This is a genomic window from Streptomyces sp. NPDC031466, from assembly GCF_055581265.1.
The window spans coordinates 43,710-69,402 of record NZ_JBVIJT010000009.1; the positions used below are offsets into that span (position 1 = coordinate 43,710).

20 protein-coding genes are annotated in these 25,693 nt (G+C 71.3%); 13 read left to right on the forward strand and 7 right to left on the reverse strand.

The features are described 5' to 3' along the window. Nucleotides 1-296 precede the first annotated feature (296 nt). From ACZ5GP_RS22745 to ACZ5GP_RS22770, 6 genes are all read left to right on the forward strand, one after another. Nucleotides 297-1,871, forward strand: a complete 1,575-nt coding sequence (locus ACZ5GP_RS22745; protein WP_468752586.1) for a S8 family peptidase — start codon at nt 297-299, stop codon at nt 1,869-1,871. Between the two features lie 221 nt (nt 1,872-2,092). Next, nucleotides 2,093-2,848 carry a GntR family transcriptional regulator gene (locus ACZ5GP_RS22750; RefSeq protein ID WP_468752587.1) on the forward strand — a complete coding sequence of 252 codons (756 nt, stop codon included), beginning with the start codon at nt 2,093-2,095 and terminating at the stop codon, nt 2,846-2,848. A 193-nt stretch (nt 2,849-3,041) separates the two neighbouring features. Beyond that, on the forward strand, nt 3,042-3,218 hold the full coding sequence (locus ACZ5GP_RS22755) for an SPOR domain-containing protein (protein WP_468752588.1): 177 nt from the start codon (nt 3,042-3,044) through the stop codon (nt 3,216-3,218). Between the two features lie 43 nt (nt 3,219-3,261). Beyond that, the gene (locus ACZ5GP_RS22760; RefSeq protein ID WP_468752589.1) at nt 3,262-3,660 is read left to right on the forward strand and encodes a (deoxy)nucleoside triphosphate pyrophosphohydrolase; all 399 of its coding nucleotides are present in this window, start codon (nt 3,262-3,264) and stop codon (nt 3,658-3,660) included. A gap of 116 nt (nt 3,661-3,776) precedes the next feature. Next, nucleotides 3,777-4,193 (forward strand): ATP-binding protein, encoded by a 417-nt coding sequence (locus ACZ5GP_RS22765; protein WP_468752590.1) that lies wholly within the window; start codon nt 3,777-3,779, stop codon nt 4,191-4,193. A 131-nt stretch (nt 4,194-4,324) separates the two neighbouring features. Then, nucleotides 4,325-7,027, forward strand: a complete 2,703-nt coding sequence (locus tag ACZ5GP_RS22770; RefSeq protein ID WP_468752591.1) for a SpoIIE family protein phosphatase — start codon at nt 4,325-4,327, stop codon at nt 7,025-7,027. A 13-nt stretch (nt 7,028-7,040) separates the two neighbouring features. Here the strand turns inward: ACZ5GP_RS22770 and ACZ5GP_RS22775 are convergent, their stop codons facing one another. The 3 genes from ACZ5GP_RS22775 to ACZ5GP_RS22785 all read right to left on the reverse strand — a co-directional run bounded on the left by ACZ5GP_RS22775 (nt 7,041) and on the right by ACZ5GP_RS22785 (nt 10,907). After that, nucleotides 7,041-7,754, reverse strand: a complete 714-nt coding sequence (locus tag ACZ5GP_RS22775) for a PspA/IM30 family protein (RefSeq protein ID WP_468752592.1) — start codon at nt 7,752-7,754, stop codon at nt 7,041-7,043. Nucleotides 7,755-7,811: 57 nt separating this feature from the next. Then, nucleotides 7,812-9,923 carry a TPM domain-containing protein gene (locus ACZ5GP_RS22780; RefSeq protein ID WP_468752593.1) on the reverse strand — a complete coding sequence of 704 codons (2,112 nt, stop codon included), beginning with the start codon at nt 9,921-9,923 and terminating at the stop codon, nt 7,812-7,814. A gap of 75 nt (nt 9,924-9,998) precedes the next feature. Beyond that, nucleotides 9,999-10,907: a GlxA family transcriptional regulator gene (locus ACZ5GP_RS22785; protein ID WP_468752865.1), complete on the reverse strand. Its 909-nt coding sequence runs from the start codon at nt 10,905-10,907 to the stop codon at nt 9,999-10,001. A gap of 138 nt (nt 10,908-11,045) precedes the next feature. On the opposite strand from ACZ5GP_RS22785, the gene ACZ5GP_RS22790 reads away from it, so the two are divergent. Both ACZ5GP_RS22790 and ACZ5GP_RS22795 read left to right on the forward strand, forming a co-directional pair. Continuing rightward, nucleotides 11,046-11,639, forward strand: coding sequence for an MBL fold metallo-hydrolase (locus ACZ5GP_RS22790; RefSeq protein WP_468752594.1), 594 nt, complete (start codon nt 11,046-11,048; stop codon nt 11,637-11,639). Nucleotides 11,640-11,696: 57 nt separating this feature from the next. Beyond that, nucleotides 11,697-12,479: an SMI1/KNR4 family protein gene (locus ACZ5GP_RS22795; protein ID WP_468752595.1), complete on the forward strand. Its 783-nt coding sequence runs from the start codon at nt 11,697-11,699 to the stop codon at nt 12,477-12,479. Nucleotides 12,480-12,532: 53 nt separating this feature from the next. On the opposite strand, the gene ACZ5GP_RS22800 is transcribed toward ACZ5GP_RS22795, so the two are convergent. The 4 genes from ACZ5GP_RS22800 to ACZ5GP_RS22815 all read right to left on the reverse strand — a co-directional run bounded on the left by ACZ5GP_RS22800 (nt 12,533) and on the right by ACZ5GP_RS22815 (nt 16,504). Further along, the gene (locus ACZ5GP_RS22800; protein ID WP_468752596.1) at nt 12,533-13,309 is read right to left on the reverse strand and encodes a succinate dehydrogenase/fumarate reductase iron-sulfur subunit; all 777 of its coding nucleotides are present in this window, start codon (nt 13,307-13,309) and stop codon (nt 12,533-12,535) included. Continuing rightward, nucleotides 13,306-15,234 (reverse strand): fumarate reductase/succinate dehydrogenase flavoprotein subunit, encoded by a 1,929-nt coding sequence (locus ACZ5GP_RS22805; protein ID WP_468752597.1) that lies wholly within the window; start codon nt 15,232-15,234, stop codon nt 13,306-13,308. Before ACZ5GP_RS22805 ends, ACZ5GP_RS22800 begins: the two co-directional genes overlap by 4 nt. Next, nucleotides 15,234-16,070: a hypothetical protein gene (locus ACZ5GP_RS22810; RefSeq protein WP_468752598.1), complete on the reverse strand. Its 837-nt coding sequence runs from the start codon at nt 16,068-16,070 to the stop codon at nt 15,234-15,236. Before ACZ5GP_RS22810 ends, ACZ5GP_RS22805 begins: the two co-directional genes overlap by 1 nt. A 113-nt stretch (nt 16,071-16,183) precedes the next feature. Next, entirely contained in the window at nt 16,184-16,504 is a 321-nt protein-coding gene (locus ACZ5GP_RS22815; protein ID WP_358583843.1) for a hypothetical protein, read from the reverse strand. 449 nt (nt 16,505-16,953) lie between these two features. Here ACZ5GP_RS22815 and ACZ5GP_RS22820 point away from each other — a divergent pair, with 449 nt between their 5' ends. The 5 genes from ACZ5GP_RS22820 to ACZ5GP_RS22840 all read left to right on the forward strand — a co-directional run bounded on the left by ACZ5GP_RS22820 (nt 16,954) and on the right by ACZ5GP_RS22840 (nt 25,690). Next, nucleotides 16,954-19,401, forward strand: a complete 2,448-nt coding sequence (locus ACZ5GP_RS22820) for an ABC transporter family substrate-binding protein (RefSeq protein WP_468752599.1) — start codon at nt 16,954-16,956, stop codon at nt 19,399-19,401. 304 nt (nt 19,402-19,705) lie between these two features. Further along, the gene (gene typA / locus ACZ5GP_RS22825; RefSeq protein WP_358583847.1) at nt 19,706-21,580 is read left to right on the forward strand and encodes a translational GTPase TypA; all 1,875 of its coding nucleotides are present in this window, start codon (nt 19,706-19,708) and stop codon (nt 21,578-21,580) included. 512 nt (nt 21,581-22,092) lie between these two features. After that, nucleotides 22,093-23,718 (forward strand): peptide ABC transporter substrate-binding protein, encoded by a 1,626-nt coding sequence (locus ACZ5GP_RS22830; protein WP_468752600.1) that lies wholly within the window; start codon nt 22,093-22,095, stop codon nt 23,716-23,718. Nucleotides 23,719-23,808: 90 nt separating this feature from the next. Continuing rightward, nucleotides 23,809-24,738, forward strand: a complete 930-nt coding sequence (locus tag ACZ5GP_RS22835; RefSeq protein ID WP_358583849.1) for an ABC transporter permease — start codon at nt 23,809-23,811, stop codon at nt 24,736-24,738. Further along, a complete protein-coding gene (locus tag ACZ5GP_RS22840) occupies nt 24,731-25,690 on the forward strand; it encodes an ABC transporter permease (RefSeq protein ID WP_358583851.1) in 960 nt (319 codons plus the stop codon). The genes ACZ5GP_RS22835 and ACZ5GP_RS22840 overlap by 8 nt, the downstream gene beginning before the upstream one ends. Nucleotides 25,691-25,693: the final 3 nt, after the last annotated feature.

Below are 25,693 nucleotides of genomic sequence, written 5' to 3' on the forward strand. Positions count from 1 at the left end.
CAACCCCCGAACCAGCCAAACCTGACGCCGCGTCAGGCGAGTCGTGGGGCGCGTGAGGGCGGTGAGGGGCGGCAGGTGCCCGGCGGGCGGGGCGTATCCGGTCGAGGGCCTTGTGGGTTTCCTATGGATCAGCCAATCTTTCGTCCCGACGGAGGCGGGCCCCGTGGGGTCGGACGGCATACGCGTACACCCGTGTTGACATGCCCCTGACGATCACATGGACGCCTCCGCGCGTGTGGGCACCACCCGTTCCACCTCCCCCACCAGCGCACCACCTATTGAGGAGGACCCCTCAGATGGCAGTGATGCGTCATGCCCGCCGAAGACTGGCCGGGATCAGCGCGACAGCGGTCGCGGCCCTCGCCCTCGGCGTCGTCTCCGCCGTCCCCGCCGACGCCCGGCCGGACCGCGCCGAAGGCAGGATCGAGAACGCCGGCGCCCCCGGCACGATCAAGAACAGCTACATCGTGAGCCTCGGCAAGGACGCCCCGAAGGCCCGCTCCGCCGCCGGCAAGACCCTCGCCAAGCGGTACGGCGCCGAGATCGAGCGCACCTACGACAGGGCGCTCAACGGCTACGCGGTGGAGCTGACGGAGGCCGAGGCGAAGAGGTTCGCCGCGGACCCGGCGGTCGACGCCGTCGTCCAGAACCGGACGTTCACTGTCTCCGCGACCCAGAGCAACCCGCCCTCCTGGGGCCTGGACCGCATCGACCAGAAGGCGCTCCCGCTGGACCAGAAGTACACCTACCCGGACTCCGCGGGCGAGGGCGTCACGGCGTACGTCATCGACACCGGCCTGCGCATCACCCACAGCGACTTCGGCGGCCGCGCCTCCTACGGCTACGACGCCATCGACAACGACAACACCGCGCAGGACGGCCACGGCCACGGCACGCACGTCGCCGGCACCGTCGCGGGCACCCTGCACGGCGTCGCGAAGAAGGCCAAGGTCGTCGGCGTCCGCGTGCTGAACAACCAGGGTTCGGGCACCACCGCCCAGGTGGTCGCGGGCATCGACTGGGTGACCAAGAACGCCGTCAAGCCCGCCGTCGCCAACATGTCGCTCGGCGGCGGCGCCGACAGCGCCCTCGACACGGCCGTACGCAACTCCATCGCGTCCGGCATCACCTACGCGGTCGCGGCGGGCAACGAGTCCACCGACGCCTCGACCAAGTCGCCCGCGCGCGTGACGGAGGCCATCACCGTCGGCGCCACCACCAACACCGACGCCAGGGCCAGCTACTCCAACTACGGCAGCGTCCTCGACATCTTCGCCCCGGGCTCCTCGATCACCTCGTCGTGGAACACCGGCGACTCGGCGACCAACACCATCTCCGGTACGTCGATGGCCTCCCCGCACGTGGCGGGCGCGGCGGCGATCTACGTCGGCCAGAACCCCTCGGCGACCCCCGCGCAGGTCTCCACCGCGCTGGTCAACGCCGCCTCCACCGGCGTCGTCACGAACCCCGGGACCGGCTCGCCCAACCGCCTGCTGAACGTGACCGGCGGCACCACGAACCCGCCGGGCCCGAAGTTCACCAACGACACCGACTACGCGATCGCGGACAACGCCACGGCCGAGTCCCCCGTGACCGTGACCGGCGTCGCGGGCAACGCGCCCGCGGCCCTGAGCGTGCCGGTGACCATCCAGCACACCTACATCGGCGACCTCCAGGTCCAGCTGATCGCCCCCGACGGCACCGCCTACACCCTCAAGGCGTACGGCACCGGCGGCAGTGCGGACAACATCAACACCACGTACACCGTGAACGCCTCCTCGGAGACGGCCGACGGCACGTGGAAACTGCGCGTCAGCGACAACGCGGCGCAGGACACCGGGAAGATCGACTCCTGGGGCCTGCAGTTCTGAGTGACCTCGCCCCCGGATGACCTGCTCGCCCTCGTGGCACGGCTCAGGGTCCCCCACCCCTGGCCCGCCGCGAGGGCGAGACGCATATCCGGGCAAGCGTCCTGCGTAAAGACCTGCGGGCCCAGAAATCATCACTTCGAGTGATTCCTTGGCCTTGGGTTGCGGGCGACAACCCACGGTTGCCAGGCTGTAGCTGTCTGTCAACCTGATGGGAGTGGCCAGTGACTTTCGGTGAGCAGCCGGCGTATCTGCGTGTCGCGGGTGATCTCCGCAAGAAGATCGTCGACGGTTCGCTGCCGCCGCACACCCGCCTCCCCTCGCAGGCCAGGATCCGCGAGGAGTACGGCGTGTCCGACACGGTCGCCCTGGAGGCGCGCAAGGTCCTGATGGCCGAGGGCCTGGTCGAGGGCCGCTCCGGTTCGGGCACGTATGTGCGCGAGCGCCCCGTCCCCCGCAGGATCGCCCGCACGGGCTACCGCGCGGTGGACGGCGGTTCCACCCCCTTCCGCCAGGAGCAGGCCGCCGACGGCGCGCGCGGCACCTGGGAGTCCCGCAGCGAGCAGAGGGACGCGAGCGCCGCCATCGCCGAGCGCCTCGGCATCCGCGCCGGCGAGCGCGTCATGTGCACCAAGTACGTCTTCCGGGACGGAGGGGAGATCATGATGCTCTCCACGTCCTGGGAGCCCCTCGCCGTCACCGGCCGCACCCCCGTGATGCTCCCCGAGGAGGGCCCGCTGGGCGGCTGCGGCGTGGTGGAGCGGATGGCGGCCATCGACGTGGTGGTGGACAACGTCGCGGAGGAGGTCGGCGCCCGCCCCGGCCTGGCGGAGGAGCTGACGGCGCTCGGCGGCGTCCCCGGCCACGTCGTCCTCGTCGTCTCGCGGACGTACTACGCCTCGGGCCGCCCGGTCGAGACCGCCGACATCGTGGTCCCCGCCGACCGCTACCGCATCGCGTACCACCTTCCCGTGAAGTGAGCCCGCGCGCCGGCGGCGCGCCCGCGCGACCGGTGGCCGATTGCCTACCTCCGCCGCCGCCTGACGCGTATCTCTTCGTGCAAACGCGTATCCGCTGAGTAAAGGTCGGGCGTAGGCTCGGGCATATGCGGAGTGCGGTTTCCTTGGTGATCGAGGCGTGGCGCGCGCCGGGGCCGGCGAGCGGAGGGGCGCGATGAACGACGGGACGGATCTGCTGCCCTGGCTCGTCATACGGCAGGACGACAACGGCAACCGCTATCGCGTGGGCAGGTTCGCCACGAAGGCGGAGGCCCAGAAGATCGCGGACAGCCTCGACGGGCGCGGGAACAAGCAGCTGTACTGGATCGAGAAGCTCAACCAGAACGCCTGACCGCCCCGCCCCGGCCCGCCGGCCGCCCTCTAGGCTCCGGCACATGAACGAACGCATCGTGGTGGGCGCCGCCCTGTACGACGACGGACGCCTGCTCGCCGCGCGGCGCAGCGCGCCCCCCGAGCTGGCGGGCGGTTGGGAGCTGCCGGGCGGCAAGGTCGAGCCCGGCGAGCGGTGCGAGGACGCGCTGGCGCGCGAGCTGCACGAGGAGCTGGGCGTCGAGGTGGAGGTCACCGAGCGCGTACCGGGCGAATGGCCGCTCGCCAAGGGGTACGTCCTTCGGGTGTGGAAGGCCCGCCTCGTCTCGGGCGTGGCCCACCCCCTCCAGGATCACGACGAACTGCGCTGGCTCGCCCCTGACCAGGTGTGGTCGGTGGACTGGCTGACCGCCGACGTGCCCGCGGTGACGGCGGTGCTCGCCCTCCCGCGCGCCGCGCGCTGACTCCGCCTACGCCGTTCGTGCCACAGTGCGCCCCAGTACGCGGTAAAGCCACCTGGATATCGGGTATGTGCCCATTAACCACCCGAAACCGGACAGGTTCTGCCTCTGGTCTGGAAGTGATCGGCGTGATCGACATCCAAGGCGACTGCGCCGAGTGGGACTTCCCCGCGGACCCCGGCGCCGTCCGCACCGCCCGCGCCGTCGTCCGCGACCAGCTCGGCGACTGGGGTCTCGCACCGCTCGGCGACGTCACCGCCCTGCTCGTGAGCGAGCTGGTCACCAACTCCCTGCGGCACGCCTCCGGTCCCATCGGCGTACGCCTCGTACGCCCCGCCGATCCCCTGGGGACGCTCCTCGTGGAGGTGTCCGACCCGCTGCCCGACCCGCCCCTGGAGCGCGTCGCCGCCCTCGACGACGAGGGCGGGCGCGGACTCCAGCTGGTGGCCTGCTCCTCGCACCGCTGGGGCACCCGGCCGGGCCGCACGGGCAGGACGGGGAAGACGGTGTGGTTCGAGCTGGCGCTGCCGGGTTAGAAGACTGGCAGTGTGCGTAGAGCGTCGGGCACAAGAGCCGCACGGGCCAAAAAGCGTCGAGTCCGTGCTGTGATCGTGAACGCCGTGTGGCGCTGGCCCGTAGTGCTGGATACTGCGGTCAGCCGTACGCGGTGACCGGTGCCGGACGCGGTGAGCTGGAGGGGACGGTTCGCGTGAGCGAGATACCAGCGAAGGCGACGGAGCCCGAGGAGCCGTCGGGCGACGCGCCCGGCTCCGGCGGCCTGCCCGCCTCCGGGGAGAGGTCCGGCTCCGGTGCGGTGCCCGTCGAGGAGACCTGGCGGAGCAGCCCGCCCGGCTCGATCTACGACTACATCAAGGTCGCCTCGTTCTCGATCGGCCCCGACGGCCTCGTCGACCAGTGGAGCGCCCGGGCCGAGCGCCTGTTCGGCGTGGCCGCGCGGGACGCCGTCGGGAAGGACCCCATCGAGGCCTTCGTCCCGCCCGAGCTGCGCGCGGGCGGCCACCGGAAGATGGCGGAGATCCTCGACGGGCGGGAGTGGACGGGCGTCGTCCCCTTCCGCCTGCCCGCCGACGCGGGGGCCGCCGGCCCCGGCGGGGAGCCCGTCACGGAGGGCGTCGCCGAGGTCTACGTCATGCCGACCGGGACGCAGGACGGCGAGCGGGCCGCGGTCTGCATCGTCGTCGACGTCCGGGCGCTGCGGCAGATCGAGACGGACCTCGCCGCCTCGCAGGCCATTTTCGGACAATCTCCCTTCGGCTTCCTGCTGTTCGGCACGGATCTGCGCGTCCAGCGCGCCAACCGCCGGTTCGTCGACGTCTTCGGCGGCGGCGCCGAGGACCAGCGCGGCCGCACCGTCCACGACTACCTCCCGCGCCACGAGGCCGACCGCATGGCCGCCGCCCTGAAGCGGGTCCTGGAGACCGGCGAATCGGTGACGGACATGCAGATCGTGGGCCCGGCGCCCGGCAGCACCGAGCGCAGGCACTGGTCGATCAACCTCTACCGCGTGCACAGCGGCGCGGGCCGCCCCATCGGCGTCGCGGGCCTCGGCACCGACGTCACCCGGCGGCACGCGGCCGCCCGCGAGGCCGCCCACGCCCGCCGCAACCTCGCCCTCCTGAACGAGGCGGGCGCCCGCATGGGCAACTCCCTCGACCTGGAGACGACCGCCCGCGAACTCCTGGACATCACCGTCCCCGGCTTCTGCGACCTCGCCTCCGTCGACCTCTACCAGGGCCTGCTCGCCGGCGACGAGGCACCGCCCGGCCTCGCCGACGGCAGCGCGGAGCTGCGCCGGGTCGCCTACGCCAGCGCCGTCGCCGACGTGCCGTTCCCGGACGGCGGCGCGCCCGTCGCCGTCGGGGCCGTGCACCGCTTCCCGTTCACCTCGCCCTGCGCCGAGGCCCTGCGCGCCGCCCGGCCCCGGCTGACCAGCGCCCGGGACGAGGAGTCCGCGAGCCGCCTCACCGGCGGGCTCATCCAGTCCACCCTCGCCGTGCCGATGGTCGCCCACGACACGGTGGTCGGCCTCGCCCAGTTCTCCCGTACCAAGGGCAGCGAACCCTTCGGCGAGCGCGACCGCGCACTCGCCGTCGAGCTGGCCGCGCGCGCCGCCGTCTGCATCGACAACGCCCGCCTCTACCGCCGCGAGCACGAGCGCGCGCTGATACTGCAGCGGTCCCTGCTCCCGCCCGGCGACCCCGAGGCCTCCGGCCTGGACATCGCCTGCCGCTACCTGCCGGGCAACGCGGCCACGGAGGTCGGCGGCGACTGGTTCGACGTCATCGAACTGCCCGGCCACCGCACCGCCCTGGTCGTCGGCGACGTCATGGGCCGCGGCCTGCGCGCCGCCGTGGCCATGGGCGAGCTGCGCACCGCCGTGCGCACCCTCGCCCTGCTCGACCTCGAACCGGCCGAGGTGCTCTCCGCGCTCGACGAGATCGCCCGCGGCCTCGGCAACCCCGCGGGCCCCCAGCAGAACACCCGCGCGGCCCGCAAGACGGCCGACGCCGACCTCAGCGAGGTCTACCTCGCCACCTGCGTCTACGCGGTCTACGACGCCGTCACCCGGCGCTGTACGTTCGCCAACGCCGGGCACCTGCCGCCCGTCCTCGTCGAGCCCGGGGACCCCGACCGGCTCGCGCTCATGCTCGACGTGCCCCCGGGCCTGCCGCTCGGCGTCGGCGGCGAACCCTTCGAGGACGTCGAGGTCGAACTGCCCGAGGGCGCCCTCCTCGCGCTCTACACCGACGGCCTCGTGGAGTCCCGCGACCACCCGCTCGACGAGGGCCTGAACGCGTTCGTACGGGCCCTCGGCGACGCGCCGCCCGCCCTGGAGGACGTCTGCGACCACGTCCTGAACAGCCTCGACACCCACCACGGCGAGGACGACATCGCGCTCCTCATGGCCCGCGTCCAGGGCCTGCCCGCCGAGCACGTCGGCGACTGGACGCTGCCGCGCGACCCCAAGTCGGTGGGCCGCGCCCGGGAACTGGCCTGCGACCAACTGCGCGCCTGGGACCTGGAGCAGCTCTGCGACAACGCGGAACTGCTCGTCAGCGAGCTGGTCACCAACGCCCTGCGGTACGGCGAGGGCGAGATCAGGCTGCGCCTGCTGCTCGACCGCACCCTGGTCTGCGAGGTCTGGGACGGCGGCTTCGTCCAGCCCCGGCGCCGCCGGGCCCGCGACACCGACGAGGGCGGGCGCGGACTCCAGCTGGTCGGCCTGCTCAGCGCCGCGTGGGGCTCGCGCAGGACACCGCGCGGCAAGACGGTGTGGTTCGAACTGGCCCTCCCCGACGGCGAAACCGAACCGATGGACGCGGCGGAAGCCCTCCTGAGCCTCTTCTGACCCGCCCCGCCCCCTACGTGGTCGCCTTGAGGGCGGCGAGGCGGGCCTCGACCTCCGCCGCGTCGCCCAGGCCGTCCAGCTCCTCGAACTGCGCGTCGAGCGAGGACGCGGCCAGCTCCTGCTTGCCGAGCGCCCGCGCCTCCTCGCGGCGCACCTTCTCCTCGAAGCGGTTCAGCTCGCTGCTCGGGTCCAGGACGTCGATGGTCCGGGCCGCGTCCACCATCTGGTTCTGCGCCTGCGCCGTCCTGGCGCGCGCCACCAGCTGATCGCGCCGCGCCCGGAGATCGGCGAGCTTCATGCCCATCCGGTCCAGGCCCGACCTGAGCCTGGCCACGATCTCCGTCTGCGAGGCGATCACCGGCTCGGCCGCCTTCGCCTCCTGCTCGCACCGCACCTGCCGCCCCAGCGCCACCTTCGCGAGCCGGTCGAACTTGTCCGCCTCCGTCGCGCTCCCGCCCGCCCGCAGCTCGTCGGCCTTCCTGCTCGCGGCGAACGCCTTGCCGCCCCACTCGACGGCCGCGTCCAGGTCCTCCTTGTGGTCCTGCTCCAGCATCCGCAGGTCGCCGATGGTCGTGGCGACCGCCTCCTCGGCCTCCCGGATGTTGTCCGTGTAGTCGCGGATCAGCTGGTCGAGCATCTTCTGCGGGTCCTCGGCCTGATCGAGGAGCGCGTTGACGTTCGCCTTGGCGAGCTGGGCCACACGGCCGAGGATGGTCTGCTTCGTCATGGCCTGGTCCTCCTGGTACGAGGGTCGAGAGGGACGTACGAGATGTGCTGCCGGGCCTCAGAACCTGCCGCCCCCGCCCCGGCGCCCCCGCGTCCCCCCGCCGCCGAAGCTCCCCGGCCCGCCCCCGCCGAAGCCACCACCCCTGAAACCACCGCCTCCACGGCCGCCCCCGCGCCCCCCGCCCCCGAACAACTCGCCCAGGATGATCCCGCCGAGGACCGCGCCACCCATGCCACCGCCCGCGCCACTGCCGCCCGAGCCGAGACCCCCGTAGGAATTGCCGTAGCCGCGCACGTCCCGCTCGGCGAGCTGGTGCGCCTGCCGGGCCAGGGAGTCCGCCCGCTGGGCCGCCGCGAGCGCGGCCGTGGCGTCACCGTCCTCGGCGGCCTCCGCCTGTGCGAGGAGCCGCCCGGCCTCGGCCAGCCGCGTCCTGGCCTCGCTGCCGACGGCACCGCGATGCGTGGTGACGTGATCCGTGGCCGCCCCGACGGCGCTGCGTGCGGTGAGCAGGGCCTGGCCGAGCAGGTCACGGGAGCGCCGGTCGGTGACCTCGCGCTCCCGGGCGCCCGCCAGCGCCGCGTCGAGTGCCGCGTCGGCCTCCTCCACGCGGCGCAGGGCGGCGATCGGGTCGTGGGGGCCGGCCGCGAGCTGCCCCCGCACCTCGGCGGCCACCGCCTCGGCGCGGGCGACGCGGCCCCGCAGGTCCGCCGTGGGCGCCCCCACCGCGGTGCCTTCGAGGAGGCCGCGCGCGTCGGCGAGGTCGGCCTCCGTTTCGGCGAGCGCGGCCGGCAGCCTCTCGGCGACCTGCGCCAGTTCACCGGCCAGGCGGTCGACGGCGGCCACGAACGTGTCCGCCTGGTCGACGGCGCCCTCGGCGGCCCGCAGATGGACCGCCGCCGCGCCGCCCTCGCCCGTGTCGAGCGACTGCCGGGCCTGGTTGAGGTGCGTGGTGGCGAAGACGAGGCGGTCCTTGGCCTGCTCGACATGGCCGACCACGGCCGCGGTGGCGGTCGCCGTGTACGTCCGGCGGAGCCCCGCCAGGGTGTCCGCGGCGGCACTCGTACGCGCCGCGACCCGCCGGAACACCGCCTCGGTGTGTTCCAGGGCCCCGGTGGCGTTCTTCTCCAGGGCGCGCAGCTCGTCGAAGGCGGCGCTCTGCTCGTCCAGCAGGCGGTCGGCCTCCCCGCAGCGCGCGACGATCTCGTCCAGCATGCGGCGCCGGGTCGGCTCGTCCTCGGGGAAGGCGTCGTCCAGCTCCTGCCGCAGCCGGAACGCCGCCGTCAGCTCCGCCTGCGCGTACGCCAGCGCCTCACCGAAGGGCCTGACCGCTTCCTCGCCGAACTGCGCGGTCGCGAAGCCCAGTTCCTCGGTGCTCGTACGGATCGCGTCGTCGCTCTCCACGAGGAGTAGCCGGGCCCTCTTGTCCAGCTCGGGCAGCGGCGTGAGGTCCTCGCCCGCCCGGCCGCCCGCGCCCTGGCCCGGGCCGCCACCCGGTGTCGTACGCGTCGTGAGCCGCTTCTTGCGCCGCCGGTAGGCGACCGTCGCGGCGACCCCGGCCGCGCCCGCCGCCAGCACGGGCAGCACCAGGTCACCGGCCACGGACTCGTCACCGCCGGAATCGCCCCCGCCGGGGTCGGCCGCCCCCGGGGTGATCGACGGCTTCGGTACGGGCCGGCCCGTAAGGACCGCCCGGTAGCCGTTCGCGGCGCCGATGGCGGCCCCGGCCCAGTCGTTCTCGCGCAGGGCGGGCCGGATCGCGGCGGTGGCGACCTCCTTGAGCTGCGCGTCGCTGAGCCGCGAGTCGTTGTCCACGGAGTAGGCGAACTGCCGGTCGTGGGTGGCGACGGCGAGCAGCACGTCGTCCAGACCCAGGCCGTTGCGCTCGGCGGTGGCGTCCGCCCAGCCCTGCGCGGAACGGCCGGAGAAATCACGTACGTACACGACGAAGAGCTGTACCGCGCGGTCCTCGTAGAGCCGGTCCAGGGCCCGCTCGGTGGCGTCCGCACGGTCCCCGAGCGCTCCCACCGGGTCGGTGGTCCCGCCGGTGCGGGAGAGCGTGACGGGGTCCTCGGCGGCGGCGGGCGAGGGGCACAGCAGCGCGAACCAGCCGAGCAGCACGGCCGCGGCGACCGCGGCTGCCCGCGAGGCTCTGGACGGGGTCGGCGTCACATGGGGGAGCGTATGACCCCATTCGGGGTGCCGCGACCCGGAGGGACGCGCCCCCGGCCCGGGGACGCGGGAGCGTCAGGGCGTGCCGCCGAACGAGCGGCGGTAGGAGCGGGGCGGCACCCCGCGGCGCCGCACGAACTGCTCGCGCAGCACGGCCGCGCTGCCGTATCCGACGCGACGGGCGATCTCCTCGACCGGCAGGTCCGTGGTCTCCAGAAGCTCCTCGGCGCCGCTCAGCCGCAGGCTCCGCAGCCAGGCGTGCGGGGTGGTGCCGGTCGCGGCGGTGAAGCGGCGCGCGAAGGAGCGCTTGCTCATCATGGCGCGCCGGGCCAGTTCCGCGACGGGCAGCGGCTCGTGGAGGTGCGCGCGGGCCCAGGTGAGCACCTCGGCGAGCCGCTCGTCACGGCAGTCCTCGGGGACGGGGGCGGCCAGATACTGCGCCTGCCCGCCGTCGCGGTGCGCGGGCAGCACCACGTCCCGGGCGACCGCGTTGGCCATCGCGGCCCCGTGCTCGCGGCGCAGCAGGTGCAGGCAGAGGTCGAAGCCCGCGGCGGCGCCCGCGCCCGTGATGACGCGTCCTTCGTCGATGTAGAGGGCGTCCGGTTCGACGGTGACCTCCGGGTGGCGGCGGGCGAGCAGATCGGCGAACCGCCAGTGGGTGGTGGCCCGCCGCCCGTCGAGCAGTCCGGCGGCGGCGAGGGCGAAGGCGCCGACGCAGTGGGCCGCGACCAGCGCGCCGCGTTCGTGGGCGGCCGACAGCGCGTCGAGCACGGCGGGCGGGGGCGGCGTGCGGAAGCCGGCCCCCGGCAGGGCGATGACCAGATCGGCGCGGGCGAGCCGGTCCAGGCCGTGCGTGATGCCGAGCGGCACGCCGAGATCGGTGGGCACGGCCCCCGGACGGTCGGCGCACAGCGCGAAGTCGAAGCCGGGCACGGCCTCGCCGTGCGGACCGAACACCTCGCCGACGATGCCGACGGCGAGCATGCCGACCCCTGGCGGGGTGTAGGCGGCGATGGTCTCGAAGGGAGGCACGCGTGCAGTCTGACACTGTGGCAGTAATCCTGCGATCAACGGCAGCTGTGCCACTCGTACCCGTACGCGCCGCCCGACAGGATCAAGGACATGACAGACGCACCGCTCGGCCGCAGCGCCGCGTACACGATCCTGACCACCGGTTACGTCGGCTCCACCGGCCCCGGAGTCGCCGCCACCGTCTCCTACATAGCCGACGCCGGACGGCACGTGATCTTCGACCCGGGCATGGTCGCGAGCCGCGACGACATCCTCGCCCCCCTCGCGGAACTGGGGCTCGGCCCCGACGACATCACCGACGTGGTGCTCAGCCACCACCACCCGGACAACACCATGAACGTGGGTCTGTTCGGGTGGGCCCGGGTGCACGACCACAAGGTGGAGTACCGCGGCGACCAGTGGAGCAACCGCGACGCGGAGGGCCACGAACTCACCCCCTCGCTCCGGCTGATCCGCACCCCGGGTCACAGCACCGAGGACATCACGTTGCTCGCGGGGACGGACGAGGGCGTGGTGGCCTTCGCCGGTGACCTGTGGTGGCACGCGCAGGGCCCGGTGGACGACCCGGTCGCCCCGGACCGCGAGGTCCTGCGCGCCTCCCGGCAGCGGGTCATCAAGACCGCGGACCTGATCGTGCCGGGCCACGGCGGCCCGTTCAGGCCGGACGACAGCACGCCCCGCTAGGTACGGTGATCACTTGCGGACGCCCCAGGGGTGGGCCCGCGCGGGGGAGGGACGGGGATGAGCAGTATCTGGGCGGGGGTACGGGAGCGCGTGCTCGCCCTGCGCGAGGCGCCGAACTGGCAGGCGGTGTTCGGCGCGGACTTCCACGCGTACGGCCACCGGTTCGAGCTGCTTCCCGTGCTGACGGAGGAACAGGTCGCCACGGTCGAACGGCACCGCGGCGTGACCTTCCCCGCGGAGTACCGCGCCTTCCTCCTGGAAGTCGGCGCGGGCGGGGCGGGCCCCGACTACGGCCTGTTCCCTGTGAAGCCGGTCGAGCCGGTCGAGCCGGACGCCCTGGTCGAGCCGGACGCCCTGGTCGAGCCGGACACCCTGGTCGAGCCGGGCGTGCCTGCCGAGCCCACCGAGCCGGACGCGCCGCCTGCGCCGGACCACTCCGCACTCCTCTTCCGCCCCGAACGCACCCGTGAACTGGCCGCCCACCAGGAGGCGCAGCCCCGGCGTGCGGCCTACGGCGACACGGCGGCGGACGAGGAACGGTTCTGCCGTGACCTCCACGCCTGGGACACCCGCGAGGACGAACTCCTGGACGCCCTGTCCGAGGGCACGCTCTGCGTGAGCTCCCAGGGCTGCGGTTACTACACGCTCCTGGCCCTCACCGGCCCCGCGCGCGGCACGATGTGGCACGACGCGAGGGCGGCCGCCGAAGGCCTGCTCCCGGTCGAACCCATCGGCAGACCGGGCCCCCTCACCTTCGCCCCCTGGTACCTCCACTGGCTGCACCACGCGGAACGCCAGGCAGCGCGACCGCCCGCCGCCGACGGCCGCCCGGGGGCCTGACGAGGCACCCCCGGGGCGGGCTCCGGGGCTCCAGTGCTCCAGGGCTCCGGGGGTTACTCCCCCCGCCGCCGGATCTTGTTCCCCAGCCACACCAGCGGATCGTACTTACGGTCGACGGCCCGCTCCTTCAGGGGGATCAGCGCGTTGTCCGTGATCTTGATCCCCTCGGGGCACACCTCCGTACAGCACTTGGTGATGTTGCAGTAGCCGAGCCCGTGCTCGTCCTGCGCGGCCCGCTTGCGGTCCAGACCGGACTCCGCCGCCGCGTCCAGCGGATGCATGTCCAGCTCGGCGACCCGCATCAGGAAGCGCGGCCCGGCGAAGGCCGCCTTGTTCTCCTCGTGGTCACGCACCACATGGCAGGTGTCCTGGCACAGGAAGCACTCGATGCACTTGCGGAACTCCTGGGAGCGGTCCACATCGGCCTGCCGCATGCGGTACTCGCCGGGCCCGAGCCCCTCGGGCGGCACGAAGGCCGGCACCTCCCGCGCCTTCGTGTAGTTGAAGCCGACGTCCGTCACCAGGTCCCGCACCACCGGGAACGCCCGCAGTGGCGTCACCGTGATCACCTCGTCGCGGCCGAAGACCGACATGCGCGTCATGCACATCAGCCGGGGCCGGCCGTTGATCTCCGCCGAGCACGAACCGCACTTGCCCGCCTTGCAGTTCCAGCGCACCGCCAGGTCGGGGGCCTGGGTGGCCTGGAGGCGGTGGACGATGTCGAGGACCACCTCGCCCTCGTTGACCTCGACCCCGAAGTCCTTCAGGCCGCCTCCGCCCGCGTCCCCGCGCCAGACCCTGAACCGCGCCTCGTACGAACTCGCACTCACTCGTACAGCTCCTCTTCAGCCAGGTACTTGACCAACTCCTCCTTCTCGAAGAGGGCGAGCAGGTCCGGGCGGATGGGCTCGGTCGTCACGCGGTCGAGGTCGATCTGGCCGTGCACGGCGTCGGTCCCCGCCAGCCCCTCGGTGGGGTCCGCGAGCCGGCACAGCAGATTGGTGCGCCGCCACTCGCGGCTCATCGCCGGGTGGTCCTCGCGGGTGTGGCCGCCGCGGCTCTCCGTGCGCTCCAGGGCGGCCCGCGCCACGCACTCGCTGACCAGGAGCATGTTGCGCAGGTCGAGCGCGAGGTGCCAGCCGGGGTTGAACTGGCGGTGGCCCTCGACCCCGGCCCGCCGGGCCCGCACCCGCAGCTCCGCCAGCTTGTCCAGGGCCCGCGCCATCTCGGCCTCGCGGCGGATGATGCCGACCAGGTCGTTCATGGTCTGTTGGAGCTCCTGGTGCAGGGTGTACGGATTCTCGGGGGCCGTCCCGGCCTGCCGCCCCTCGGCGCTGAAGGGCCGCAACGCCTCGGCCGCCGCGGCGTCCACCTGCGCCTCGTCCACCGCGGGCCGCGCGGCGAGCCCGGACGCGTACCGCGCCGCGTGCAGTCCCGCCCGGCGCCCGAAGACGAGCAGGTCGGACAGGGAGTTGCCGCCCAGCCGGTTCGAGCCGTGCATGCCGCCCGCGACCTCGCCCGCGGCGTAGAGCCCCGGCACCCCGCGCGCGGCCGCGCTGTCGGACTCCACCGCGATGCCGCCCATCACGTAGTGGCAGGTGGGCCCGACCTCCATCGCCTCGGCGGTGATGTCGACGTCCGCCAACTCCTTGAACTGGTGGTACATCGACGGCAGCCGGCGCTTGATGACCTCGGCCGGCATGCGCGTCGACACGTCCAGGAAGACACCGCCGTGCGGCGAGCCGCGGCCCGCCTTGACCTCGGAGTTGATGGCGCGCGCGACCTCGTCGCGCGGGAGCAGCTCGGGCGGCCGGCGGTTGTGGTCCGGGTCGTCGTACCAGCGGTCGCCCTCCTCCTCGGACTGCGCGTACTTCTCCTTGAAGACATCGGGGATGTAGTCGAACATGAACCGCTTGCCCTCGGAGTTGCGCAGCACCCCGCCGTCGCCGCGCACGGACTCGGTGACGAGGATGCCCTTGACCGACGGCGGCCAGACCATGCCCGTCGGGTGGAACTGCACGAACTCCATGTTGAGCAGGGGCGCTCCGGCGAGCAGCGCGAGCGCGTGGCCGTCGCCCGTGTACTCCCAGGAGTTGGACGTCACCTTGAACGACTTGCCGATGCCGCCGGTCGCGAGGACCACGCCGGGCGCTTCGAGCACGAAGAACCGGCCCGACTCGCGGTCGTAGCAGAAGGTCCCGCTGACCCGGTCCTCGTCCTTCAGCACGCGCGTGACCGTGCACTCCTGGAAGACCTTCAACCGCGCCTCGTAGTCACCGAACTCGCGGAAGTCCTCCTGCTGGAGCGAGACGATCTTCTGCTGGAGCGTGCGGATCAGTTCGAGGCCGGTGCGGTCGCCGACGTGCGCGAGACGCGGGTACTCGTGTCCGCCGAAGTTGCGCTGGGAGATCCGCCCGTCCGGCGTACGGTCGAACAGGGCGCCCCACGTCTCCAGCTCCCAGACCCGGTCCGGGGCCTCGCGGGCGTGCAGCTCCGCCATCCGCCACTGGTTGAGGAACTTGCCGCCGCGCAGGGTGTCGCGGAAGTGGACCTGCCAGTTGTCGCCGGAGTTCACATTGCCCAGGGAGGCCGCGATGCCGCCCTCGGCCATCACGGTATGGGCCTTGCCGAACAGCGACTTGCAGATCACGGCCGTACGAGCGCCCTGCTCACGCGCCTCGATCGCGGCCCGCAGACCCGCGCCCCCGGCCCCCACCACGACGACGTCCCACTGCTGCCGCTCCACTTGGGCCATCAGAACAACCTCGGATCGTCGAAGGCGCCGGACGCGATCAGGTACACGTAGAAGTCGGCGAGCGCCACGCTCACCAACGACGCCCAGGCCAGCAGCATGTGACGGGCGTTCAGCCTGCCGACCCACTGCCACATCCGGTAGCGGACCGGGTGCTTGGAGAAGTGCTTGAGCTTGCCCCCGACGATGTGCCGGCAGGAGTGGCAGGAGAGCGTGTACGCCCAGATCAGGGTGATGTTGAGGAGGAAGACGAGCGTGCCGAGGCCCATGTGGCCCCACGCGTAGTCCTCGTCGCGGAACGCGAGCACCGTGTCGTACGTGAGGATGCCCGCGACGGGCACGGCCGCGTAGAAGAAGTACCGGTGGATGTTCTGCAGGATCAGCGGGAAGCGGGTCTCACCGGTGTACTTCTTGTGCGGCTCGGCCACCGCGCAGGCGGGCGGGGACGCCCAGAAGCCGCGGTAGTACGCCTTGCGGTAGTAGTAGCAGGTCAGCCTGAAGCCCAGTGGGAAGATCAGGACGAGCAGCGCGGGGGACAGGCCCCACCAGCCGCCGACGACCTCCCAGTTGGGGCCGGAGCGCATGGGCGCGCAGTTGTCGGCCAGACACGGCGAGTAGAACGGCGAGACGTAGGGCGCCTGGTAGTAATCCGCGTTCGCGAAGGCCCGCCAGGTCGAGTAGACGACGAAGGCGAGCAGTCCGGCGGCGGTCGCCGCGGGCGCGAGCCACCAGCGGTCGGTCCGCAGATGGGCGGCGGCGATCGCGGCGCGCGTGCCGTCGCGCACTCCGCCGCCGCGGGCCGGTCCGCTCTTCGGTCGGGGTTCCGTGCCGGTGGCCAACGAGGCTCCACTCCTTCGTCCTCGGGTACCTCGGGTCGGAGCCGGCTGTCGGGATCGACCGCCGGGTCGGGCTGCCGGGGTGGCTCGCGGGGAGGATCCGCCGCGGCGGTGCGTCAGGGGGCGCGGCGGTCGCGGCCGCCCAGGCCCTCGTCGTCGCAGTCCCCGGCGTTCGTCCACAGCGCGCTGTCGTACGGCGTGTCGGAAATGGTCACGAGATCCGGCCCGCGCGGCTGCTCACCCTCACCCGGGAGCGGTGGCGCGGCCGAGGCGCGCAGCAGGGCGACGCTCTCGCGCAGCCGGTCCGCGTCGGCGCGCACGCGGCGTACGTCGACGCCCGCCAGCCGGCCGCCGGCCTGCTGCTCCAGCCTGCCGACCGTACGGGCCAGATCCTCCACGCAGTGCTGAACGGCCGTCAGTTCGTCGTGCAGAGCCATGACTTGCCCTCACTTCGGAGTGTGCGGTGGCAACGTTCATGCGGCTGCGAGTGTCGCGCGTCACATCCCGGCTTGTGAAGAGATCTGCGCCGATTGCCGGATCGGGGACGGTGAATGCGCCGCGACACGCGCCTATCGCGCCGCTCTCGACCGCTCCCGACCGGTGCCGACCGGTGCCGACCGGCAGGGAGCGGTACCGACCGGCAGCGACCGGTCCTGGCCGACAGGGAGCGGCGGGCAGTGGCGGGCAGTGGCGGCGGCCCGGCCCGTTGGGCCGCACGGGTGGCATCTAGGGGCCCGCACGCCGTGGCGCCGCCGCGCGGTCCGCCCGGTCACCTTCAGTGGGGCCATAGATGTGATCAGCTCCATATACCGCCAAACGTGATCAAACCCGGCCCGGTCCTGGTAGCGGGCGGCCGGGCGAGCCCCGGACCCCGGAGGTACCACCCATGTCCCACGACCGCGTCAGGGTCAGATCTGTCGTGTTCCTCGCGACGGGGGTGCTGGCCCTGCCCGCCCTCGCCGGATGCAGCTCGAACGACGAGGCCGGCCGGCCCGTCGCGGGTCAGGACGTCGCACCGGCGGGCCGGGACATGGTCGCCGACGGCGGGACCGTGAACTGGGCGCTCGACGCGCTGCCCGAGACCCTCAACACCTTCCAGTCCGACGCCGACGCGGGCACCTCGCGGATCGCGGGCGCCGTCCTGCCGAACCTGTTCCGCCTCGACGCGCAGGGCAGGACGCAGCGCAACGCCGACTTCCTGGAGTCGGCGAAGGTCGTCGAGCGCGAGCCCCGCCAGGTCGTCCTCTACAAGCTCAACCAGCAGGCCGTCTGGAGCGACGGCCGGGAGATCGGCGCCGACGACTTCGCCGCGCAGTGGCGGGCCCTGTCCGGCAAGGACACCGCGTACTGGACGGCCCGCAACGCCGGCTACGACCGCATCGAGAAGATCGAGCGCGGCGCGAACAACCTGGAGGTGCGGGTCACCTTCGCCAAGCCCTACGCGGACTGGCGCTCCCTCTTCTCGCCGCTGTACCCGAAGCAGGTCATGGGTGCCCCCGACTCCTTCAACGACGGCGCCCGCCGCAAGCTGAAGGTCACCGCGGGCCCCTTCGCGCTCTCAGACATCGACCGCAAGGCCGGCGAGGTGACACTCGGCCGCAATCCACGCTGGTGGGGACGGCCGGTGAAGCTCGACAAGCTGGTGCTGCGCCGGGTCTCGCGGGGGGAGCGCGCCGAGGCGCTGGCCAAGGGCAAGGTCGACCTCGCCGAGATCGACGCCACGGAAGCCGGGCGGATCTCGCTCGCCGGACGCGACCCGGCGGACCAGGGCCCCCTGACCCAAGGCCCTGCCGCCCGGCTCACCCCCGCCAGGGCGCTGCGCTCCTGGGCGATCGCCCACGGCTCCGACGAGAAGGCCGCGGCAGCCGAGGCCGAGGCGCGCCAGAAGATCCGCAAGGCCGTGAAGAAGTACGCGACCGAACAGGCGGGCCTGACCGGCTACGTGGTCCGCAAGTCGCTGGAGCCCGCCTACACCCAGCTCGCCCTCAACGGCTCCAGCGGCCCGCTGGCCGACGACCGGGTGCGCCGGGCGGTGGCCCGCGCCCTGAACCGCGAGGAGCTGGCCGAGGCGGTGCTCAAGCCGCTCGGCCTGCCCGCGAAGCCGGTCGGCAGCCACCTCGCCCTCGCCGGGCAGGAGGCGTACGCGGACAACAGCGGAGCGCTCGGCGAGCAGGACACCGCCGAGGCGCGGGCGCTGCTCGCGGACGCGGGCTGGACGCCGGGCGCGGCCTTGAAGGACAAGAAGTCGAAGACGGCGGGCGGGGAGGCCGGTTCCGGGTCGCAGTCCGGGGCGGGAGACCGGGAGGGCGAGGACTCCGGTCAGGAGGCGGGCGACGGCACGTACGTCGTCGGTGAGGGAGACGACAAGCCGGCCGACAACAGCACCTCCGTCCTGGCTCCCGCGCCCGCCGCCGCCTACCAGAGGGCCGCCCTCACCCGGCAGGCCGACGTCCTGGAGCTGCCCGGCGAGCCGGACGTGAAGAACAAGTCCGACGCGCAGCAGAAGGCGAACGCGAAGAAGACGGCGGCGAAGAAGGCGAGTGCCAAGAAGGCGAACGTTAAGAAGAGCAACGCCAAGAAGAAGAGTGCTGAGAAGGCGAACGCGAAGAAGCAGAACGCCAAGAGAAGGGACGCCGCCGACCGCACCGGGCAGCACGACGACCCCCGGTCCGCCGTGAAGTCCAACTCCCGGGACCGCGCCAAGGGCGGCGCCCCCGGCGCGTACGCCCCCAAGGGCACCGCCGCTCCCGCCGCAGCGAGCGGGCCGCTCGCCAAGGACGGCAAGCCCCTCACCCTGCGTTTCGTGCTGCCCTCCGGGGACGGCTCGGAGCCGCTGCGAGCGGTGGCCGACCGGATCTCGCGGATGCTGGAGAGGATCGGCGTGCGCACGGAGACGGCGCGGGTCTCCGACACCAGCTACTTCAAGGACCACATCGCGTCCGGCCAGTACGACCTCGCCCTGTACTCCTGGCCCGCGTCGGCCTTCCCGGCCACCGACGCCCGGCCGATCTTCGCCAAGCCGGTCCCGGCCGCGGACGGCTCCCTGAACGTCGAGCAGAACTACACGCGGGTCGGCACCGACCACATCGACCAGCTGTTCGATCAGGCGATGAGTGAACTGGATGAAGAAACGTCACGCTCCTTGGTGCGCAAGGCCGACGCCCGCATCTGGGCCGAGGCCGGCTCCATCCCGCTGTACCAGCGCCCCCAGCTGGTGGCCGCCCGGCCGAACCTCGCCAACGCGGGAGCCTTCGGCTTCCAGGCCCCGCGCTACGAGGACATCGGCTTCCTGAAGCAGGGCGCCAAACCGGCGGGCTCGCCGTCGGCGAAGTGACGTACGCCTCGTCCAGGTGACGTACACGATCTCTTCACGGGACCGACGCTCAGATTCCGCTCAACTCCCTTGCCCGCCGGCCACCCCGGCGGGCAAGGTCGTACTTACCCATTGACCTGCGGTTTCACCCCTGACGCCCGCCCCTTGGGCGAGCTGTTGCCACCACCCGAAAACCCCCCGCGGGGGCCGCCTCCGCGCGAGCCACGTAGACTGGGGTAAGGCCGTGGCGTGTTGTCTGCCCGGCAGGGCCGCGTACCGGACCGTACGCGACGCCGTCCACTCTTCCCGGGAGAACCGCAGCTGTATGCCCACGCGCCATGACATTCGTAACGTCGCCATCGTCGCCCACGTCGACCACGGCAAGACGACCATCGTCGATGCCATGCTCAAGCAGGCCGGTGCCTTCGCCGCCCACGCCGCGGAGTCGCTCGACGACCGCATGATGGACTCGAACGACCTGGAGCGTGAGAAGGGCATCACGATCCTGGCCAAGAACACGGCCGTCAAGTACCACCCCAAGAGTGGTGGCGAGCCCATCACCATCAACATCATCGACACCCCCGGCCACGCCGACTTCGGTGGCGAGGTCGAGCGCGGCCTGTCGATGGTGGACGCGGTCGTCCTGCTCGTCGACGCCTCCGAGGGTCCGCTGCCGCAGACCCGCTTCGTGCTCCGCAAGGCCCTCCAGGCCCGGATGCCGGTCATCCTGTGCATCAACAAGACCGACCGCCCGGACTCCCGGATCGACGAGGTCGTCAACGAGACGTACGACCTCTTCCTCGACCTGGACGCCGACGAGGACCAGATCGAGTTCCCGATCGTCTACGCCTGTGGCCGTGACGGCATCGCCTCGCTGACCAAGCCGGAGGACGGCACCGTCCCGGCCGACAGCGACAGCCTGGAGCCGTTCTTCACCACGATCCTGGAGCACGTCCCCGCTCCGGAGTACGACGAGTCGGCCCCCCTCCAGGCCCACGTCACCAACCTGGACGCGGACAACTTCCTCGGCCGTATCGCGCTCTGCCGCGTCGAGCAGGGCGAGCTGCGCAAGGGCCAGACCGTCACGTGGATCAAGCGCGACGGCACCCAGCAGAACGTCCGCATCACCGAGCTGATGATGACCGAGGCGCTCACCCGCAAGCCCGCCGAGAAGGCCGGCCCGGGCGACATCTGCGCCATCGCCGGTATCGCGGACATCATGATCGGCGAGACCCTGGCCGACCCCGAGAACCCGATCGCGCTGCCGCTGATCACGGTCGACGAGCCGGCGATCTCCATGACCATCGGCACCAACACCTCGCCGCTGGTCGGCAAGGGCGGCAAGGGCCACAAGGTCACCGCCCGCCAGGTGAAGGACCGCCTGGACAAGGAGCTGATCGGTAACGTCTCGCTCCGCGTCCTGGACACCGAGCGCCCCGACGCCTGGGAGGTGCAGGGCCGCGGCGAGCTGGCGCTGGCCATCCTCGTCGAGACCATGCGCCGGGAAGGCTTCGAGCTGACCGTCGGCAAGCCCGAGGTGGTCACCAAGGAGATCAACGGCAAGGTCCACGAGCCGATCGAGCGCATGACGATCGACTCGCCCGAGGAGCACCTCGGCGCCATCACGCAGCTGATGGCGACCCGCAAGGGCCGCATGGAGACCATGACGAACCACGGTTCGGGCTGGATCCGCATGGAGTGGATCGTCCCGTCCCGCGGCCTCATCGGCTTCCGTACGGAGTTCCTGACCCAGACCCGCGGCACCGGCATCGCGCACTCCATCTTCGAGGGCCACGAGCCGTGGTTCGGCGAGCTGAAGACGCGTAACAACGGCTCCCTGGTCGCCGACCGCGCGGGCACGGTCACGCCGTTCGCGATGATCAACCTCCAGGAGCGCGGTGTCATCTTCACCGAGGCCGGCACCGAGGTGTACGAGGGCATGATCATCGGTGAGAACTCGCGCTCCGACGACATGGACGTGAACATCACCAAGGAGAAGAAGCTCACCAACATGCGCGCCGCCTCCGCGGACTCCACGGAGAACGTCGTGCCGCCGCGCAAGCTCTCCCTGGAGCAGTCCCTGGAGTTCTGCCGCGACGACGAGTGCATCGAGGTGACCCCGGAGACCGTGCGCATCCGCAAGGTCGTCCTGGACCAGAAGGAGCGCGGCCGCACCGCGTCGCGCGCCAAGCGCGGCTGACGTCCGCGTTCCCACAGGCGCTGCCGGCCGGTAAACCTCCGGCGGTGCCTGTGGGGCCGATGAGGCCGGTTTCCACCACCCCCGAGGGGAGTTGGGCGGAAGCCGGCCTTTCGCGTTTGTGCTGGCGATACGGTGTGGCCACGCACGGCCACTGCCGCGTGAAGACGCCCGCGGCAACTCCTTTTTCCCCCCGGAGTGTCCGCTATGCGGACGTCACTGACCGTTAGATGGGTAACACGTCCGTTTCGCAACCATCTATCTAGGATCGGTTTGTCCGGATTTTGGAAGTTGTACGTGCCAGGTGTGATTGAACCGAGACCAAAAGGGTGTGGTCGACCGGTACCGCATGGCTAATAGTTGACCGCGTATAGCTCGGGTCAATGGGTCACGCGCTGTGGGGAGCGCCGACTCACGAGCACACTGGGGTACTCGATCTTCGCCGTCAGGGGTGTCGGCGCGATCACCCGTACCCCCTCTCGCAGTGAACAAGTGGACTCATGAGGAGGAACCCCATGCGTGGTGCCAAGAGCGCCAAGTGGGTCGCGATAGCCGGTGTTGTGGCTTTGACTGCCACCGCTTGTGGCGGCGGCGACAGCAACAACGGCAACAGCGGAAAGGTCGACCCCAAGGGGATCGTCAGCTACGCCAACGGTGAGCCGCAGAACGCCCTGCAGCCGTCCAACACCATGGAGGCGTACGGCAGCGTCGTCATCGACGCGCTCTTCACCGGGCTTGTCCACTACGACAAGCAGGGCAACATCACGTACGAGAACGCCGAGTCGGTCACTCCCGACAAGGCGAACAAGGTGTGGACCGTCAAGCTCAAGCAGGGCTGGAAGTTCCACAACGGCGAGGCGGTCACCGCCAAGTCGTACGTCGACGCCTGGAACTGGGCCGCCGACCCGGCCAACGGCCAGCAGAACAGCTCCTGGTACCGCGACATCGTCGGCTACGACGACGTCCACCCGGCCAAGGGCAAGGCCAAGAAGAAGGCCATGTCCGGCCTGAAGGTCGTCGACGAGAACACCTTCACCATCACGCTGAAGAACGGCATCCCGTACTACGCGTACAAGCTGGTCTACAAGCCCTTCTTCCCGATGCCCTCGGCCGCGCTGAAGGACCCGAAGAAGTACGGCGAGGCGCCGGTCGGCAACGGTCCCTACAAGTTCAAGAGCTGGGACCACAAGAAGTCGATCCAGGTCACCGCCTGGTCCGGCTACAAGGGCGAGGACAAGCCCAAGAACGGCGGCATCAACTTCAAGGCGTACAACAAGGACACGGCGGCCTACGCCGACCTGAAGTCCGACAACGTCGACACCATGCCGCTGGTCCCGAACAGCGAGATCGCCAACTTCAAGCAGGACTTCGGCGACCGCGCGATCGACATGGACTTCTCGGCTCTCAACACGATCAACTTCGCCTTCTACACCAAGCAGTGGAAGGACATCGACGTCAAGGTCCTCCAGGGCCTGTCGATGGCGATCGACCGCGACACCATCGCCAAGACGGTGTTCCACGGCACGCGTGAGGCCGCCACCGGCTGGGTCGCCAAGGGCGTCAAGGGCTACCAGAGCGACGCCTGTGGCGAGTACTGCAAGTTCGATCCGAAGAAGGCCAAGAAGGCCATCAAGGACGGCGGCGGCGTCCCCGGCAACAAGATCTCCATCCAGTACAACGCCGACCAGCCGCACAAGGACTGGGTCGTCGCGGTCTGCAACTCGATCACCAACGCGACCGGCGTCAAGTGCGTCGGCGACCCGGTGACCGACTTCGCGGCCGACACGGAGATCCGTGACCAGAAGAAGGTCAAGTCGATGTACCGCTCCGGCTGGGTGCTCGACTACCCGTTCAACGGCAACTTCCTCGCCGACCTCTACGGCACGGGCGTCGACGGCAACAAGGGCGGCTTCTCGGACAAGAAGTTCGACGAGCTGACCGCCAAGGCCGACAAGGCCAAGTCCATCGACGAGTCCGCGAAGCTCTACCAGCAGGCCGAGAAGCGCCTGACGGAGACCTTCCCGGGCATCCCGCTCTGGTACAACAAGACGCTCTCCGCGTACTCGAAGAACGTGAAGAAGGTCGAGTTCGACCAGGCCGGCGACCCGATCCTCACCGAGGTCGAGGTCTTCGAGAAGTAGCAGTCGTCGGAGTTCCGCTCCCGCGAAGCGACGCCCGGCGATCCCGGGCGTCGCTTCGCGGGCGGCTCCGCAATGGACGGAGGCACCACCATGGGGCGTTACGTCGCGAGGCGACTGCTCCAGATGATCCCGGTCTTCATCGGGACAACTCTTCTGATCTTCCTGATGGTCAACGTGCTCCCGGGTGACCCGGTCGCGGCACTGTGGGGAGACAAGCCGCCGGACCCCGCGCAGGTGGCACAGATCAAGCACGACCGCGGTCTCGACCTGCCGCTGTGGCAGCAGTACTTCCACTACATGGGCGGACTGCTGCAGGGCGACTTCGGGCACACGATCGCCGGCAACCGGCCGATCCTCGACGAGATCACGCAGGCCTTCCCGGTCTCGATGCGTCTGGCCGCCCTGGCGTGGACCTTCGAACTCGTCGTCGGGATCTCCCTGGGCGTGCTCGTCGGCGTGCGGCGCGGCCGCATCATCGACAACACCGTGACCCTCTTCACGCTCCTCGTGATCTCCGTCCCGATCTTCGTGTTCGGCCTCTTCTTCCAGCTGATCTTCGGCAACGAACTGGGCTGGGTCACACCGACGGTCCAGGACTCGGAGAACATCGGGGAACTGATCCTGCCCGCCCTCGTGCTCGGGCTGGTCGGCCTCGCCTACGTGGCGCGGCTCACCCGCACCTCGATCGCCGAGAACCGGCAGGCCGACTACATCCGCACGGCCGTCGCCAAGGGCCTGCCGCGCCACCGCATCATCTCGCGGCACCTGCTGCGCAACTCGCTGATCCCCGTGGTCACCTACCTGGGTACGGACATCGGCACCTTGATGGGCGGCGCGGTCATCACCGAGGGCATCTTCAACGTCGGGGGTGTCGGCAACCTCCTCTACCGCGCGCTCGGCCAGCACGAGGGAACGGTCATCGTCGGCATCGTCACCGTCCTCGTCCTCGTGTACCTCCTCGCCAGCCTGCTCGTCGACCTGCTCTACGCGGTCCTGGACCCGAGGATCCGTTATGCCTGACATCGCCAAGACCACGCCGCAAGAGGCGATCGCGGCCACCGCGCCGGCCGAGGAGCAGGTCGTCGCCGACGCCGTCGAGGCGCCCGGCAAGCCCCACAGCCTCTGGGGCGACGCCTGGCACGACCTGCGCCGCAGGCCGCTCTTCGTGATCTCGGCGGCACTGATCCTCCTGCTGCTGTGCGTGGCCGCCTTCCCGGGCGTGTTCTCCGACGCGAACCCCAGGTACGGCGACCTGACGAACCACTTCCTGGAGAAGCCGAACCTCGGTCACTTCTTCCAGGCCGACTGGTTCGGCTACGACCGGCAGGGCCGCAGCGTCTACGCCCGGGCCGTCTACGGCACCCGCAACTCGATCATGGTCGGCCTCGGCGTGACCATCCTGGTCACCGTCTTCGGCGGCCTGGTCGGCATGCTGGCGGGCTACTTCGGCGGGATCTGGGACAGCCTGCTGTCCCGCATCGTCGACGTGTTCTTCGGCGTCCCGTTCCTGCTCGGCGCCATGGTCGTCCTGAACGCCTTCACCGAACGCAACGCGGCGGTGATCACCGGCGCCCTGGCCTTCCTCGGCTGGACGCAGATCGCCCGTGTGATGCGCGGCGCGGTCATCACGACCAAGCACGCGGACTACGTGGTGGCGGCGCGCGCGCTCGGCGCGGGCACCAAGCGGATCCTCTTCCGGCACATCCTGCCGAACGCCCTCGCCCCCGTCATCGTCGTCGCGACGATCTCACTCGGCTCCTACATCGTCGCCGAGTCGACACTGTCGTATCTGGGCCTCGGCTTCGGCGACGACGCGCTCTCCTGGGGCGGCGACATCTCCGACGCACTCAGCGACATCCGGAACAACCCGCACACGCTGATCTTCCCCGCCGGGATGCTCAGTGTCACCGTGCTGGCGTTCATCATGCTCGGCGACGCCGTACGCGAAGCCCTCGACCCGAAGCTGCGCTGAGGG

Excerpts from the sequence above, each read along its gene's own strand:
- ACZ5GP_RS22790 (WP_468752594.1), top strand. The coding sequence starts at position 11,046 with ATGACAGACGCACCGCTCGGCCGCAGCGCCGCGTACACGATCCTGACC.
- ACZ5GP_RS22830 (WP_468752600.1), top strand. The coding sequence starts at position 22,093 with ATGCGTGGTGCCAAGAGCGCCAAGTGGGTCGCGATAGCCGGTGTTGTG.
- typA (WP_358583847.1), top strand. The coding sequence starts at position 19,706 with ATGCCCACGCGCCATGACATTCGTAACGTCGCCATCGTCGCCCACGTC.
- ACZ5GP_RS22785 (WP_468752865.1), bottom strand. The coding sequence starts at position 10,907 with ATGCTCGCCGTCGGCATCGTCGGCGAGGTGTTCGGTCCGCACGGCGAG.
- ACZ5GP_RS22795 (WP_468752595.1), top strand. The coding sequence starts at position 11,697 with ATGAGCAGTATCTGGGCGGGGGTACGGGAGCGCGTGCTCGCCCTGCGC.
- ACZ5GP_RS22835 (WP_358583849.1), top strand. The coding sequence starts at position 23,809 with ATGGGGCGTTACGTCGCGAGGCGACTGCTCCAGATGATCCCGGTCTTC.
- ACZ5GP_RS22820 (WP_468752599.1), top strand. The coding sequence starts at position 16,954 with ATGTCCCACGACCGCGTCAGGGTCAGATCTGTCGTGTTCCTCGCGACG.
- ACZ5GP_RS22755 (WP_468752588.1), top strand. The coding sequence starts at position 3,042 with ATGAACGACGGGACGGATCTGCTGCCCTGGCTCGTCATACGGCAGGAC.
- ACZ5GP_RS22805 (WP_468752597.1), bottom strand. The coding sequence starts at position 15,234 with ATGGCCCAAGTGGAGCGGCAGCAGTGGGACGTCGTCGTGGTGGGGGCC.
- ACZ5GP_RS22815 (WP_358583843.1), bottom strand. The coding sequence starts at position 16,504 with ATGGCTCTGCACGACGAACTGACGGCCGTTCAGCACTGCGTGGAGGAT.
- ACZ5GP_RS22745 (WP_468752586.1), top strand. The coding sequence starts at position 297 with ATGGCAGTGATGCGTCATGCCCGCCGAAGACTGGCCGGGATCAGCGCG.
- ACZ5GP_RS22840 (WP_358583851.1), top strand. The coding sequence starts at position 24,731 with ATGCCTGACATCGCCAAGACCACGCCGCAAGAGGCGATCGCGGCCACC.
- ACZ5GP_RS22775 (WP_468752592.1), bottom strand. The coding sequence starts at position 7,754 with ATGACGAAGCAGACCATCCTCGGCCGTGTGGCCCAGCTCGCCAAGGCG.
- ACZ5GP_RS22760 (WP_468752589.1), top strand. The coding sequence starts at position 3,262 with ATGAACGAACGCATCGTGGTGGGCGCCGCCCTGTACGACGACGGACGC.